This is a genomic window from Rhodoplanes azumiensis (assembly GCF_042682915.1).
GTDB classification, from domain to species: domain Bacteria; phylum Pseudomonadota; class Alphaproteobacteria; order Rhizobiales; family Xanthobacteraceae; genus Rhodoplanes; species Rhodoplanes azumiensis.
In genome coordinates, this window is the sequence record NZ_JBHUIW010000028.1 from 26,203 (window position 1) to 40,702 (window position 14,500).

General features: G+C 70.1%; 13 protein-coding genes. 8 read left to right on the plus strand and 5 right to left on the minus strand.

Features of this window, described 5'->3' with window-relative positions; translation table 11 throughout:
• Window positions 1-16 precede the first annotated feature (16 nt).
• Window positions 17-1,051: a putative photosynthetic complex assembly protein PuhE gene (gene puhE, locus ACFSOX_RS19985; RefSeq protein WP_378479585.1), complete on the plus strand. Its 1,035-nt coding sequence runs from the start codon at window positions 17-19 to the stop codon at window positions 1,049-1,051.
• A gap of 70 nt (window positions 1,052-1,121) precedes the next feature.
• On the opposite strand, the gene ACFSOX_RS19990 is transcribed toward puhE, so the two are convergent.
• Both ACFSOX_RS19990 and rpmB read right to left on the minus strand, forming a co-directional pair.
• Window positions 1,122-1,739, minus strand: a complete 618-nt coding sequence (locus ACFSOX_RS19990; RefSeq protein ID WP_378479586.1) for a Uma2 family endonuclease — start codon at window positions 1,737-1,739, stop codon at window positions 1,122-1,124.
• A 195-nt stretch (window positions 1,740-1,934) separates the two neighbouring features.
• Entirely contained in the window at window positions 1,935-2,246 is a 312-nt protein-coding gene (gene rpmB / locus ACFSOX_RS19995) for a 50S ribosomal protein L28 (RefSeq protein ID WP_378479587.1), read from the minus strand.
• Window positions 2,247-2,513: 267 nt separating this feature from the next.
• Between rpmB and ACFSOX_RS20000 the strand changes: the two genes are divergently transcribed.
• The 4 genes from ACFSOX_RS20000 (at window position 2,514) to fdxA (ending at window position 8,507) form a co-directional block, all read left to right on the plus strand.
• Window positions 2,514-3,368: a DUF3108 domain-containing protein gene (locus ACFSOX_RS20000; RefSeq protein WP_378479588.1), complete on the plus strand. Its 855-nt coding sequence runs from the start codon at window positions 2,514-2,516 to the stop codon at window positions 3,366-3,368.
• Between the two features lie 659 nt (window positions 3,369-4,027).
• On the plus strand, window positions 4,028-7,480 hold the full coding sequence (locus ACFSOX_RS20005; RefSeq protein WP_378479589.1) for a helicase-related protein: 3,453 nt from the start codon (window positions 4,028-4,030) through the stop codon (window positions 7,478-7,480).
• Between the two features lie 20 nt (window positions 7,481-7,500).
• Window positions 7,501-7,881, plus strand: coding sequence for an RNA-binding S4 domain-containing protein (locus ACFSOX_RS20010; RefSeq protein WP_378479590.1), 381 nt, complete (start codon window positions 7,501-7,503; stop codon window positions 7,879-7,881).
• A gap of 290 nt (window positions 7,882-8,171) precedes the next feature.
• The gene (gene fdxA / locus ACFSOX_RS20015) at window positions 8,172-8,507 is read left to right on the plus strand and encodes a ferredoxin FdxA (protein WP_378479591.1); all 336 of its coding nucleotides are present in this window, start codon (window positions 8,172-8,174) and stop codon (window positions 8,505-8,507) included.
• 243 nt (window positions 8,508-8,750) lie between these two features.
• Here the strand turns inward: fdxA and ACFSOX_RS20020 are convergent, their stop codons facing one another.
• Window positions 8,751-9,173, minus strand: a complete 423-nt coding sequence (locus ACFSOX_RS20020; RefSeq protein ID WP_378479592.1) for a hypothetical protein — start codon at window positions 9,171-9,173, stop codon at window positions 8,751-8,753.
• Between the two features lie 13 nt (window positions 9,174-9,186).
• Here ACFSOX_RS20020 and ACFSOX_RS20025 point away from each other — a divergent pair, with 13 nt between their 5' ends.
• The 3 genes from ACFSOX_RS20025 to ACFSOX_RS20035 all read left to right on the plus strand — a co-directional run bounded on the left by ACFSOX_RS20025 (window position 9,187) and on the right by ACFSOX_RS20035 (window position 12,504).
• Window positions 9,187-10,203: a CarD family transcriptional regulator gene (locus tag ACFSOX_RS20025; RefSeq protein WP_378479593.1), complete on the plus strand. Its 1,017-nt coding sequence runs from the start codon at window positions 9,187-9,189 to the stop codon at window positions 10,201-10,203.
• A 167-nt stretch (window positions 10,204-10,370) separates the two neighbouring features.
• Complete coding sequence (locus tag ACFSOX_RS20030; RefSeq protein ID WP_378479594.1) at window positions 10,371-10,826, plus strand: PACE efflux transporter; 456 nt, start codon at window positions 10,371-10,373, stop codon at window positions 10,824-10,826.
• Window positions 10,827-10,932: 106 nt separating this feature from the next.
• Entirely contained in the window at window positions 10,933-12,504 is a 1,572-nt protein-coding gene (locus tag ACFSOX_RS20035) for a toll/interleukin-1 receptor domain-containing protein (RefSeq protein WP_378479595.1), read from the plus strand.
• A gap of 37 nt (window positions 12,505-12,541) precedes the next feature.
• Here the strand turns inward: ACFSOX_RS20035 and ACFSOX_RS20040 are convergent, their stop codons facing one another.
• Entirely contained in the window at window positions 12,542-13,546 is a 1,005-nt protein-coding gene (locus ACFSOX_RS20040) for a transporter (RefSeq protein ID WP_378479596.1), read from the minus strand.
• A gap of 109 nt (window positions 13,547-13,655) precedes the next feature.
• A complete protein-coding gene (gene fabI, locus ACFSOX_RS20045) occupies window positions 13,656-14,492 on the minus strand; it encodes an enoyl-ACP reductase FabI (RefSeq protein WP_378479625.1) in 837 nt (278 codons plus the stop codon).
• Window positions 14,493-14,500: the final 8 nt, after the last annotated feature.

Consider the following 14,500-nt stretch of genomic DNA (forward strand, 5'->3'; position numbering starts at 1 on the left):
CGAAGGATCCGCCCGCGTGGTCCATTACGGCATCCCGATCCTGTACACGCTGTTCGTGTGGTGGTTCAGCACGGGCGTGATCCTGTTCCTCGACGGGCTGCCGAAGAAGACGTTTCCGTACAGCATCGCGGCCGCCGCGGTGCTGTACGGCCTCGCGCTGTGGGGCATCGCCGCGTCGAGCCGGGACATGACCGTGTTCGGCGCCTACTGCACCTTCACGTGCGGCCTGATCGTCTGGGGCTTCAACGAGATCACGTTCCTGATGGGCTACGTGACCGGCCCGCGCACCACGCCGTGCCCGCCCGACTGCAAGGGCTGGCGCCACTTCGTCCACGCCGTCGAGGCGATCCTCTGGCACGAGCTCGGCATCGTCGTGTCGGCCGTGCTGGTCGTCGCGGCGAGCTGGGGCGAGCCCAACCAGGTCGGCACCTGGACCTTCATGATCCTCTGGCTGATGCGGCTGTCGACCAAGCTCAACATCTTTCTCGGCGTGCCCAACCTCGCCGAGGAGTTCCTGCCCGACCATCTCGCCTACATGAAGGGCTATTTCCGCAAGCGGCCGATGAACTGGCTGTTTCCGTTCACCGTGACGGCCTCGACCGTGATCGCCGCCGTGCTGGCCGTGCAGGCCTCCGAGCTCGCGGCGACGGATCCGCATCAGGCCGCCGGCCTCACCTTCGTCGTCACCCTGATGTCGCTCGCCATCCTGGAGCACTGGTTCCTGGTGATGCCGATGTCGGTGGTGCCGCTGTGGCGCTGGGGCCTGAAGTCGCGCGAGTGGTTCCGCAGCCTCGGTCCGCGCCGCAACGGCACGCGCCGCGATCGTGCCGAACGCGCCGCTGCGACGGGCGATGCGGACACCCGCGGCGAAGGCGTCGGTCGCGGCATCGTCGTCGAGATGGCACCCAAGGTCGAGACGACGCGTCTCGCGCGCCGCATCCCGCGCACCGGCGGCACGACGCTGTCGCTCTCCCTCTCGCTCGACGGCGGGCCGGACGACCGCACGCTCCGCCCGCGCCCCGCCGCGGCTGCAGCGCCGCCGCGCGGGTAGGGGAGCCGACGTCACCGGCTCCGGGGACGATGTCCACGCCGTCTGCTGTCGGGACCGGGGCTTCGTGACGCTATCGCGCCACCCGGGGCCGTAGCGGCGTGCCGTCGTAGAGGGCGGTGACCGGGCAGGCGAGGCCGAACGCCGGCAATGACAGCGTGTCCTCCGCGCCCAGCGTCTGGATGGTCCAGACGAACGGGCCGCGCGACAGAACCTGCACCTCGATGCGCTCCTGCTCGACGATCAGCACGGCGTCACAGGAGGGGTGCGCCTGGTAGATGTCGCGCTTGACGTCGATCCAGCTCCGCGCGGTGCCCGGCACCCGGACCTCGTCGCTCTCGGAGACGATCTCGGCGAGCAGATAGGCGCGTGCGACGAAGCGCTGGCCGGCCGCGTAGTCGGCGTCGATCACGCCGACATCGGGCTCGGGCCTGAAGTCGCCGGAGCCGAGGTCGAGCCCGGGCCGCTGTGTCGCGAGCCGGGTCGGATCATGGGCGGCGAGGGCGTCGTTGAGGAGCCGTTCGAGATTTCCGGCGATGCGATTGTGGGCGATCGTCGGCGGCGTCATCATCATCGGAACACCGGCGATCAGCTCCCAGCGCTCGTGATCGGGACGGCCGTCCTGGAAGCGGCGAAACGCTTCGTCGGACATCTGGCCGGCCCGGGCCGGCTCGTGAGGTGCGACGCCCATCGCGTGCTCCGCGCGGCCGCGTCGGCCGATGCCGGCGAGCCTAGGCCAATTCCCGCACGCCGGCAAACGGCCCCGGACGAGCCGGTCGCGCGAAACGCCCGCGCCCGTGCGAAAACGCCCCGGCGGAGGGTCCGCGCGGGGCGTTTCGAATTCGACGGGAGCGATCGCCGGCGTCTGCGCGCCGGCCGGCCTCTGTCAGCTCGCGGCCGAAACCTCGGCCTTGGCGGCCACGGCCTTCTTGGCCACCTGCCGCTTGAGCAGCAGGGCGCGCGGCGACAGCTCGGTGTCGCGCGCCTTGAGCAGGAACGCGTCGAGGCCGCCCCGGTGATCGACGCTCTTGAGCGCGTTCGCCGAGATGCGCAGGCGCACGCCGCGGCCGAGCGCCTCGGACTGCAGCGTCACGTTGACCAGGTTCGGCAGGAAGCGCCGCTTCGTCTTGATGTTGGAGTGGCTGACCGTGTGGCCGACGAGCGCCCCCTTCCCGGTCAGTTCGCACCGTCGCGACATGGAAACCTCGATGATGTCTGTAAATTCGGCGGCCTTGCGCGCGCACAAGGCCGGGACGCGAGCCGAAGCTCGATCCGGGATCGCGGACGTATAGAGAGGGGGAGCCGCAGCGTCAAGCACGCGGACGGCCGGAAACGCGGTCGTTTCGGGCCGATCCGCCTTGCCGAAACATCATAGAAACGACGTATTCGAACCCGACACAGGCTCGGTCGCCGACCATCGCCACGCCGACATCGCCATAGCGCCCCCGCGAGGATCCGCACCCCCGTGTCGTCCGGCCGTCTCGTCACCCGCCCGCTTCTGTGCGCCTTGGTTGCGTTTCTCGGCCTCGGCGCCGTGGCGCCGGCGATGGCGCAGGGCAAGCTCGACGCCCGTTACACGGCGACGCTGTCCGGCATCCCGATCGGCCGCGGCGCCTGGGTCATCGACATCGCCGACGACCAGTACACGGCCGCCGCGAGCGGCACCACGGCCGGCATCGTCCGCCTGTTCGCCAGCGGTCAGGGGTCGAGCGCCTCGCGCGGCCATGTCCGCCGCGGCAACCTGCTGCCGTCCACCTACGCGTCGAGCCTGACCTCGGACAAGAAGTCCGAGGAGCTGCGCATCGTCCTGCAGAACGGCACCGTCAAGGACGTCTCCGTCGAGCCGCCGTCGCCGCCGCAGCCGGAGCGGCTGCCCGTCACCGACGCCCATCGGCGCGGCGTCACCGATCCGATGAGCGCCGCCCTGATGACGGTCGGGGGCGCCGCCCAGCCGATCGGCACGGAGGCCTGCGCCCGCACGCTGCCGATCTTCGACGGCCGCATGCGCTTCGACCTGCAGCTCGCCTTCAAGCGCTTCGAGACCGTGAAGTCCGAGCGCGGCTATGCCGGGCCCGTGGCGGTCTGCGCCGTCACCTTCACGCCGATCGCCGGCTATATCCCGGACCGGCCCGCCATCGTCTACCTGGCGCGCCAGCGCGACATGGAGATCTGGCTGGCGCCGCTCGCCGGCACCCGTGTCGTGGTCCCCTACAAGATCGTCATCCCGACGCCGTTCGGTCTCGGGGTGCTGGAGGCGACCCAGTTCGTCGCGACCTCGGGCTCGACGCGACCGACGCCCACCAGCGCGCGCATCCCCTGAGCCCTGCACGTCGGCGCCGTCGTGTTAACCGTCACCGCGCCGATGCGGCCCGGACGCGAGCGGGTCGCTACTTCATCTGGGTCGGCGGCGGCGGCGAAACCGAGATGTGGAGGAGAACGAATCTCGACTCGGGTCGAGTCAGCGATTCGGGCGCGATTCGTTCGAGAGTCGTTCCAAGGGCTTAACGGGGACGGACGGCGCCGCGCGAAAGCGTCGCATTCCGGGACAGGGCTCCCCACCTTTGCTCCGGAAACACGTCGCGAGAGGCGAGGCGAGGCTTGGGTGCGCGGACGAAAGCGGCTAAGAGAGAGCCGCCGGTGCATGCCTTCCGTCGGAAAAGACGCGGATTCCGACGGGGCGCCGGCAGGCCCGCGCGGTCGCGGCGGGCGAGACGCGCCGTCCGGTACAGCGCCGCCCGGACAGGAACGGACCCGGACATGACGTCTTTCTCCTCGACGTCCGCCTTCACGACGTCATTGGTCGCGACGTCGCTCGACCCGACGTCTCTCGACCTGACGTCGTCGGACCCGATGTCGTCGGACCCGATGCTTCGGAGACGGCCCCGAGAGGCTTCGCCGCGCGCCGTCGCTCGCGATCCGGCGCGTCCCTTCTCGTGCCGCACGCCGGCCTGACCGCGGCACCCCGGTCCAGAACAGCCGATGCCCATCAGTTTCTCGTCCCCTTCCGTCCGCGACAGCCGGGCCCGCGGCGCCGGCGTCACCGCCGTGCTCGGCCCGACCAACACGGGCAAGACGCATCTCGCCATCGAGCGGATGCTCGGCCATTCGTCCGGGCTGATCGGCTTGCCGCTGCGCCTGCTGGCGCGCGAAGTCTACAACAAGATCGTCGACCGGGTCGGTCCCGACGCCGTCGCGCTGATCACCGGCGAGGAGAAGATCAAGCCGGCGCATCCGCGCTACTGGGTGTCGACCGTCGAGGCGATGCCGCGCGATCTCGACGTCGCCTTCGTGGCGGTCGACGAGGTGCAGCTCGGCTCCGATCTCGACCGCGGCCACGTCTTCACCGACCGCATCCTCAACCGGCGCGGCCGCGAGGAGACGCTGGTGCTCGGCGCCGCGACCATGCGGGGCATGGTCGACAAGCTGCTGCCCGGCGCCAACGTGATCTCGCGCCCGCGCCTGTCGCAGCTCGCCTTCGCGGGCGAGAAGAAGCTGTCGCGGCTGCCGCGCCGCACCGCCATCGTCGCGTTCTCGGCGGAAGAGGTCTACGCCATCGCCGAGCTGATCCGCCGCCAGCGCGGTGGCGCCGCGGTGGTGCTGGGTGCGCTCTCGCCGCGGACCCGGAACGCCCAGGTCGCGCTCTACCAGTCCGGCGACGTCGACTATCTGGTCGCCACCGACGCGATCGGCATGGGCCTCAATCTCGATGTCGACCACGTCGCCTTCGCGTCCGACCGCAAGTTCGACGGCTACCAGTACCGCAAGCTCAACCCGGCCGAGCTCGGCCAGATCGCCGGCCGCGCCGGCCGCGCGACGCGCGACGGCACCTTCGGCACCACCGGGCGCTGCCCGCCGTTCGAGCAGGAGCTCGTCCAGGCGCTGGAGAGCCACGCCTTCGATTCGGTGAAGGTTCTGCAGTGGCGCAACACCGATCTCGACTTCGCCTCGCTCGGTGCGCTGTCGGCCTCGCTCGCCATGACGCCGACCCTGCCCGGGCTGACGCGGGCGCCGGTCGCCGAGGACATCCTGGTGCTCGAGCATGCGATGCGCGACGACGCGGTGCGCGACCTCGCGCGTCGGCCGGCCGACATCGCGCGCCTGTGGGACACCTGTCAGGTGCCGGACTATCGAAAGATATCGCCTGCCGCGCACGCCGAGATGGTCGTCACCCTCTTTGGATTCCTGGCGCGCGAGGGTACGATCCCCACCGACTGGTTTTCGCGGCAGGTCGCCCTTGCGGATCACACCGAGGGCGGTATCGATACCCTGTCTACGCGAATTGCTCACATCCGGACCTGGACCTTCGTCGCCAACCGTCCGGACTGGCTCGGCGATCCCGAGCACTGGCAGGGCGTCACCCGTGCCATCGAGGACAAGCTCTCGGACGCCTTGCACGAGCGCCTGGCCGAACGATTCATCGACCGCCGCACCAGCGTCCTGATGCGGCGTCTGCGAGAGAATGCGATGTTGGAAACAGAGATCACCAAGACGGGCGAGGTCGTCGTCGAGGGGCACGTGATCGGCCGGCTCGACGGCTTCCGCTTCGCACCGGAGGCGACGACCGGAAGCACCGACAGCAAGGCGCTCTCCGCCGCCGCCCAGAAGGCGCTGGCCGGTGAGATCGACGCCCGTGCCGGACGCCTCGCCCACGCGCCCGACAGCCAGTTCGTGCTGGCCTCCAACGGGCTGATCCGCTGGATGGGCGAGCCGGTCGCGAAGCTCTTGGCCGGCGACAACATTCTCCGCCCGCGGGTGAAGATCCTCGCCGACGAGCATCTGAGCGGCGCCGCCCTGGAGCACGTCCAGACCCGGCTGGATCTCTGGACCCGCACCCATGTCGAGCGCATCCTGGCGCCGCTGTTCGTGCTCGGCGCCGCCGAGGACGTCACCGGCATCGCCCGCGGCATCGCGTTCCAGCTCGTCGAGGCGCTCGGCGTGCTGGAGCGCTTCAAGATCGCCGAGGAGCTGAAGGGGCTCGACCAGGCCCAGCGCGCGACGCTGCGCAAGCACGGCGTGCGGTTCGGCGCCTATCATGTCTACGTCCCGGCGCTGCTCAAGCCGGCGCCGCGCGCGCTCGCCGCCGAGTTGTGGGCGCTCAAGCACGGCGACGTCGACACCTCCGGGCTCGACGACCTGCAGCGGCTCGCCGCCTCGGGCCGCACCTCCTTCGCGGTCGACAAGGCGGTGCCGCGCACCCTCTACCGCACCATCGGCTACCGGGTGTGCGGCGAGCGCGCCGTCCGGGTCGATATCCTGGAGCGGCTCGCCGACCTGATCCGCCCGGCGCTCGCCTGGCGGCCCAACGCCCCGGGTGACAAGCCGGCCGGCGCCTTCGACGGCACCGGCTTCGTCGTCACCCAGGCCATGACCTCGCTCACCGGGTCGTCCGGCGAGGATCTCGCCTCGATCCTCAAGGCGCTCGGCTACCGGGTCGAGCGCCGGCCGAAGCCGCCGGAGGCCCCGGCCGAGGCCAAGGTCGAGGCGACGGCACCCACAGCCGAGACCGTCGCGACCGAGAACACGACCGAGAACACGACCGAGACGCCGGCCGAGCCCGCGGCGGACGACGCGCCGGCCGGCGATGCGGCTGCCGACGAGAGCGTGGCGGTGGTCGATACGGTCGTCGCCGACGCGCCGGTCGCTCCGGATGCCGAGCCGGTTCGGACCGAGCCGGTCACGGCCGATTCGGTCGCCGAGGCGGAGGCGGTGTCGTTGGCGCCCGAGCCGGACGCCGTGGCGGCCGCATCCGAGGCCGAAGCCTCCGACGCCGAGGCTCCCGCGGCCGAAACGTCCGAGATTGTGCCGGAGGCATCCGCCGAATCCACTGCCGCCGGCGAGCAGCCGGCCACCGAAGGCGCGGCCGACGCAAGAACCGAGGCGGGCGCGGAGCCGGCCGCGGCCACGCCGGCCGAGCCGCAGTTCATCGAGATCTGGCGTCCCGGCCGTCCGCACGAGGAGCGGCGCGGTGGACCGAAGCGTCATCATCGCGGCGCCCCGGGCCGTCGTCCGGAGGGCCAGCCCGCCGCGGCCGCGGCGGTCCCGGGCGCGCCGGCGGGCGAGCCAGAGCCGGCGGCGGAGCGCACCGAGGCGCGCGGCGACCGGCCTGCTCGCGGTGGCCGTGGCGACCGCAACGACCGCGGCGACAGGGGCGAGCGACGCGACCGTGGCGAGCGCCACGATCGCGGCGAGGGCGATCGGCAGGCGCGCGGGCGTCCGCGCGGCGGCCCGGATCGCGACCGCTCCGACCGGCCGCGTCACGAGGGCGGCCGCCGGCCCGATCGGCAGGATCGCGGCGAGCGTCCGCCGCGCACCTATCAGAGCCGCGACGAGCGGGCCGACCGGAGCAACAAGGAGCCGGATCCGAACTCCCCGTTCGCCAAGCTCGCCGCCCTCAAGGCGCAGCTCGAGGCGAGCGCCAAGGAGAAACACTGAGCCGCGGAGAGCACCGGCCCGTGGCCGACGGCGACCGCCAGCGCATCGACAAGTGGCTGTGGCACGCCCGGGTGGTGCGCACCCGCAGCGCCGCCGCCGCCCTCGCGGCGGCCGGCCATGTCCGGATCAACGGGATGCGCATCGACGCGGCGAGCCGAACCGTGAAGCGCGGCGACGTGGTGACGGTGGCGCTCGACCGCCAGGTCCGGGTGCTGGCCGTCACCGGCTTCGCCGAGCGGCGCGGCTCGGCGACCGACGCGCAGGCGCTGTTCCGCGACGAGACGATCCGGCCGGAGGTGTCTCCCGAGCCGGCCGGGGCGGGATCGCGCGAGACCGGCGCCGGGCGGCCGACCAAGCGGGAGCGTCGCGCCCTCGACCGCCTGCACGGCGACGACGATTGACCGACGGCGCCAGTGGTGCCCGAGGGGCCGCTGGACGCCTCGCCCGGCGTGGCGGGGGCGACCTGCGACCGACCCCGAGCGCGAACTTTTTCGGCCTGCGGTTAACGAAAGGGTGTGCCCGAGCCCACGATCCGGGCCGATTTCGGCTGGTCCGGGGCGATTCGCGGCCGAGCCGACGCGGGGTGCCGGTCGGCTCGCTTTTTCGTCGCGCCACCGACCCGTTCGCTTGCGCGTGCGATGCCGATGCGCTAGGCACAGGCAAAACTGGGCCCTGTCGGCCGGAGTCGAAGATGACCTACACGGTTACTGAAAACTGCATTAAGTGCAAGTACATGGACTGCGTCGAGGTGTGTCCGGTGGACTGCTTCTACGAAGGCGAGAACATGCTCGTCATCCACCCCGACGAGTGCATCGATTGCGGCGTCTGCGAGCCCGAATGCCCGGCCGAGGCGATCAAGCCGGACACCGAGCCGGGCCTCGAGCAGTGGCTCAGCCTCAATGCCGAATACGCCAAGACGTGGCCGAACGTCACGGTGAAGCGGGATCCGCCGCCGGACCACAAGGAGTGGGACGGAAAGCCGGACAAGCTCAAGCTCTTCTCGCCGAATCCCGGTTCGGGCGACTGACGACCGGGGTCGATCTCGGGGGCCGCCGTCGCGGCGCGGCCCTCGCGCGGTGCGGGCGTTCAGCCTGCGCTGCCCGCCAAATATCTAAAATTTAATGTTCATTGGGTACGGTGATGGCCGAATGCCGCGCTGTACGGCTTTGTTTTTTGCAATGAATGTGATATATAAGCATCACACATGAGATCACGGCTCCGATCGCTCCCTCCCGGGAGCGTATTTTTTCGGGGCGTTCCTTGGGAAACGTCATATGGAGGCGTGTCTTTCCGCGAGAAGGCGCGCGATCACAGTGGCAGCAAAAACTCGGCACAAGTCGAAGTTGAACAAAGTCGTCGCGAAGCCTGTGTCCCGGACGGCGTCCAAGGCGCGGGTCTCCAAGGCGGCTTCCGCCAAGGCTCCGGCGTCCAAGCCCGCGTCCTCGAAAATCGCGATCGCGGGAACCGCGACATCCAAGATCTCCAAGTCTTCGATCTCCAAGTTATCGATCTCCAAGTCTTCGATTTCGAAGTCTTCGATCTCCAAGTCTTCGATTTCGAAGTCGTCGATCCCCAAGTCGTCGATCTCCAAGGCACCGGTGTCGAAGTCGTCGAATTCAAAGTCTTCGATCGGGAAAGCTCCGGCCGCGAAGGGTTCGGCCGCGAAGGCACCGGCAGTGAAGCCCTCGGCCACGAAGGCTCCCGCCGTGAAGGCCGCGCCGAAGATCGCCGCCAAGGCCCCCGGCAAGGCGCCGGCGCGTCGGCGGACGACCAAGACGACACGCGATCATGTCCGTCGCGGCCCTGCGGCCAGCCGGCCGCCGGTGCGGGCCGAGAAGCCCGCGGCGACGAAGCCGGCCAAGCCGATCCGCCACCCCGACGTCGGATCGTCGTCGGCCGAGGCGGCAGAGACCAACACGACCGCCGTCCAGGCGGCAGCCATCACGCCGGCAGCCATCAAGGCGGCGGACAACAAGGCGGCGGACATCAAGACCACGACCCTCGACACGACGACCCCTGTCGCGACGGAGGTCAAGGCCGCCGTCAAGGCGACCCCCAAGGCTTCGGCCAAACCATCCCCCCGCCCTCGGGTGGAGAACCCCGGCAATCCGCCGGAGGTTGAAGGAGCAGTTCCCGGAATGTCCAACAAGAAGACGACCCAGCGTCAAGGCTTCAAGACGAACGAATTCATCGTGTATCCGGCCCACGGCGTGGGCCAGATCACGGCGATCGAGGAGCAGGAGGTCGCCGGCCACAAGCTCGAGCTGTTCGTCATCAACTTCGTCAAGGACAAGATGACGCTGCGGGTTCCCACCGCGAAGATCAGCGCCGTCGGTATGCGTAAGCTCGCCGAGCCGCCGATCGTCAAGCGCGCGCTCGAGACGCTCAAGGGGCGGGCCCGGGTGAAGCGCACCATGTGGTCGCGGCGCGCCCAGGAGTACGAGGCCAAGATCAATTCCGGCAACATCGTCGCCATCGCCGAGGTGGTGCGCGACCTCTATCGGTCGGAGAGCCAGCCCGAGCAGTCCTACAGCGAGCGGCAGCTCTACGAGGCCGCCCTCGATCGGCTGGCGCGCGAGATCTCGGCCGTGCAGCGGATCACCGACACGGAGGCCGTGAAGGAGATCGAGGCGTCGCTCGCCAAGGGTCCGAAGCGCGGCTCCGCCGCCAAGGGCGAGGGCGAGGCGGACGACGACGGCGAGACCGAGGCCGAGGCGGCCTGATCGGCGGGTCTTCGCGCCTCTTCATCCAGAAAAAAGCGCCGGCTCCGCCGGCGCTTTTTTCGTGTCGCCCTCGCCGGGGCCGATCCGTCTCGCGCGGTCGCGCCTGGTCCGATCTCGTCCGGTCCGCCGCGCCGCCGTCCCATACCGCCGTCCCATACCGCCGTCCCATGCCGCCGCCACGACTGCAGAACCCGACGATCCGCCGCATCGTCTACGTGTCCCTCTACGAGCTCGTCGCGCTCGTCGTGGTGACGGCCGCCTTGGCGATCGTCTCCGGCCAGCCGGCCGTCGACACCGGTGTGATCGCGGTCGCCTCCTCGGTGATCGCGGTGAGCTGGGCCTACGTGTTCAACCTCGTCTTCGAGCGCTGGGAGGCATCGCGCCGGGTGCGCGGCCGCTCGCTGGCGCGCCGGGTCGCCCACGCGACGCTCTACGAGGCCGGCTTGGTGCTGATGCTGGTGCCGTTGATCGCCTGGCAGCTCGACGTGACGTTGGGGGAGGCGTTTCTCTACGACCTCGGCCTGATCGCCTTTTTCACCGCCTACACGTTCGGCTTCACGGCGCTGTTCGACCGCCTGTTCGGCCTGCCGGCCGCGGCGCGCGGTCACGACGCCCAAGGCTGACGACGAGCCCGGAGATACAATCTCCGGTTGATGTCGGATCGTGGACCTTGCGCTCGCCGTGACTACCCTGACGTGTCCGCCGCGACGGGCGGACGGGAGATCAGGCATGGCGAAACCGACACGGTCGACCCCGAGGAACCGCAAGACGCAAGGCATCAGCATCTTCATCAGCTATGCGAGCGAGGACCAGGATCTCGCCAAGGACGTCAATCTGGAGCTCAGGAAGCTGTTTCCGGTCGGCATCCGGACCTTCTTCGACCGCGCCAGCCTGGAGGCGGGCGAGAACTTCAAGGAGGCGATCGACCAGGCCCTCGACGCCGCCGACATCCTGCTGATCCTGTTCTCCGATCAGGTGAAGCCGAGCCACTCCTACACGGGCTACGAGGCCGGGTACTTCTCGCGCTCGAAGGCGCAGCGCCCACGCCTCCGGCCCGGCGTCGAGCGGATGATGATTCCGTTCTGCATCGGCAGCAAGGCGCCGGCCACGACCTTCGACCTGCAGCACATCAACGTCGACGTCGCCGACGTGATCAGTCTGGTCGAAGACCCGGCGATCTTCCGACGCGAGGCGCCGCGCCCGCTCGCCGACGACAATCCGGTGCTGCGGCTCCTGACGCGCATCGCCGGCATCGTCGGGCAGGCGACCGACATCGGCGATCCCGACGCGGTCCGGGCGAACCTGCGGGACTCGGCGGAACGCCTCTATCAGCGCATCTTCAAGTATCAGCAGACGCGCAAGTGGCAGGAGGACATCCCGGAGCGCAAGATCATCGTGCGCACCGCGCCGGCCCCGCAGGGCGGAACCGACCCCTTCGCCAAGGCGACGATCGAGCTGGAGGGCAGCTCCTTCGGCCTGTTCGGCATCGCCGAGACCCCGACCCGCTCGTTCGGCTGGTCGCAGTTCTTCACCATGATCTCGCCGAACGAGCTCGCCTCCGCCTGGGCCGAGGGGCTGAAGCTGATGGTCGGGGCGGCGCTCGAGCGTGACTTCGACGACAATTACCACGTCGTCGCCAGCGTGAAGGGCGACAAGGCGTTCCGGCTGTTCGTCTCGCGCGTGGTCAAGTTCTACAACGGTCAGACCGAGATTCACGTCTACGTGGTCGAGATGAAGACCAAGGATTACGGCGACGAGCTGACGACGCGGCTGCTCAAGGCCATCTCGGTCGGGCTGCGCTTCCGCTTCCTGGTGCTCGAAGAGGCGAGCCCGTTCACGGTCGCAAAGCTGAGCTTTCCGAACGTCGCGATGCGGCCCGTCGTCACCGAGCTGCTCGCGCAGATCAAGGTGATCCTGCGCGACAGCCGCGACGGCAAGCTCGATCAGCCCGACCTGCTGTCGCGGATCTTCGGGGCCGAGGGGCCCGTGATCGTCAAGCGCAATCTCGACATCTGGAACGAGACCCTGGCGCGGCTCGATCAGGCGGCGCACGCGCTGCTCGCGGCGAGCGATCCGGACGCGGAGGCCGCCAAGGGACCGTTCCTGCAGGCGCTCGACGCCTTCGCCAGGAACACGGACGCGATGAATCGGGAGTTCACGGCGCGGGCGCTGTCCGCGCTCGCCGACGAGATCGGCGATCTCGCCGCCGGCGGCGGTAAGGGCCATGCGCACGCGCTGCCCTCGGCGCCACGCCAGCCGTCCCCGCCGCGGGAGCGCGCGCCGACCGAGAAAGCCGGCTGAGGGCGGCGGGCCGTCTCGCCCGGCCCTCGTCCCGGCCTCATCCCCGCGTCAGTCCGCGCCAGCGCAGCAGGAGGTAGACGATCAGCGAGGAGAATCCCGAGACGATCACGCCGGCCCAGAAGCCGGTCTCGCCGTCGGCGAAGGCCATGCCCTTCAGGTTCATGCCGAAGAAGCCGGCGACCAGCGTCGGCGGCAGGAACATGATGGTGACGATCGAGAGGGCCCGCAGGTTGCGGTTGGTCTCCTCGGCGAGCTGGCTCGACAGCTCGTCCTGCAGCATGCGGGCGCGGTCGCGCAGCGCGTCGATCTCCTGGTCGAGCCCGTCGAGCCGCTGGGAGAGTCGCACCGCGTCGAGCCGCAGCGCCGGGGCGAGCGCCTCCGGCTCGATCGTCTCCAAACGGTGGAACAGCGCCCGCAGGCCGGCGAGCTGGCGATGCAGCCGCACGGTGGTGCGACGGAACACGCCGAGCCGCTGGCGCTCGTCGGTGGTCTCGAGCTCCAGGATGCGCTCCTCGATGCGGTCCATGTCGAGCGCGAGGCCGTCGGCGAGCCGGTCGATCGCATCGACCACCTGGTCGATCACCAGCTCGATCAGGGCGGCCGGGGATTCCACCCGGCGGCCGGCGCGGAGCAACTGCCGCACCTCGTCGACGGCATTGAGGGCACGGCGCCGGGCGCTCACCACGACGCGCTCGCGCATGGCGAAGTGCAGAAGCCGCAGCTCCTCGGTGACGCCCTCGAACTCGCGGCCGAGGTCGGCGATCACGCCGTAGACGCAGTCGCCCTCGACCTGGAGCTGCTGGTGGGTGTCGGGGCAAAGCAGCGCCTCGACGGCCTCGTCGGGGAGGTCGGGAAAGGTGCGCAGGATCGCGCCGCAGCGACTGTCGACCAGGCTGAAATGCAGCCACAGCCAACCGTCGGCGACCGGCGCGATCGGCCGCTCGACGTCGAGCTCCTCGGCGCGGCCGTCGTCGCGGATGTGGAAGGCCCAGACCAAAGCGGGCAGGGGGGCGACCGCCAGGGCGGGAGTCGTGTTCAGCACCGCGGCTCTCCACGGCCGGCGTTGTTCTTTCCGGGCGCGCCCGTGGCGGCAACGCGAGACGGGGCGCGATGATCGACCGTCGCGCCCCGTCGGGGAGGCGATCGCACGGCTACTGCGCGGCGTCCTTGGCGGCGCGCTCCTCGGCGGCCGACTCGGCGTCGTCGACGGTCTTGAGGGCGGCCGGATGCGGCATCGAGATGATGTTGTAGCCGGAGTCGACGAAGTGGATGTCGCCGGTGACGCCGGTCGAGAGATCCGACAGCAGGTAGAGGGCGGCGCCACCGACCTCCTCGATCGAGACGGTCCGGCGCAGCGGCGCGTGACGCTGCTGGTAGTTGAACATCAGCCGGGCGTCGGCGATGCCGGCGCCGGCGAGCGTGCGCACCGGACCGGCCGAGATGGCATTGACCCGGATGCCCTGCGGCCCGAAGTCGGCGGCGAGGTAGCGCACCGAGGCTTCGAGCGCCGCCTTGGCGACGCCCATCACGTTGTAGTTCGGCATCACCCGGGTGGAGCCGCCATAGGTGAGCGTCACCATCGCGCCGCCATGCGTCATCAGGGCGGCGGCGCGCTTGGCCAGCTCGGTGAACGAGAAGCACGAGATCAGCATGGTGCGCGAGAAGTTCTCGCGCGTCGTGTCGGCGTAGCGGCCCTTCAGCTCGTTCTTGTCGGAGAACGCGATGGCGTGGACCAGGAAGTCGATGCCGCCCCACGTCTCGGCGAGCTTGTCGAACACGCCGTCGACCGAGCGCAGATCCTCGACGTCGCACGGCAGCACGAGGCTCGAGCCGACCGACTCGGCGAGCGGCTTGACCCGCTTGCCGAGCGCCTCGCCCTGATACGTGAAGGCGAGCTGGGCGCCGTGGGCGGCGAGCCCCTTGGCGATGCCCCAGGCGATCGAGTGGTTGTTGGCCACGCCCATCACGAGGCCGCGGCGGCCGAGCATCAGCCCGC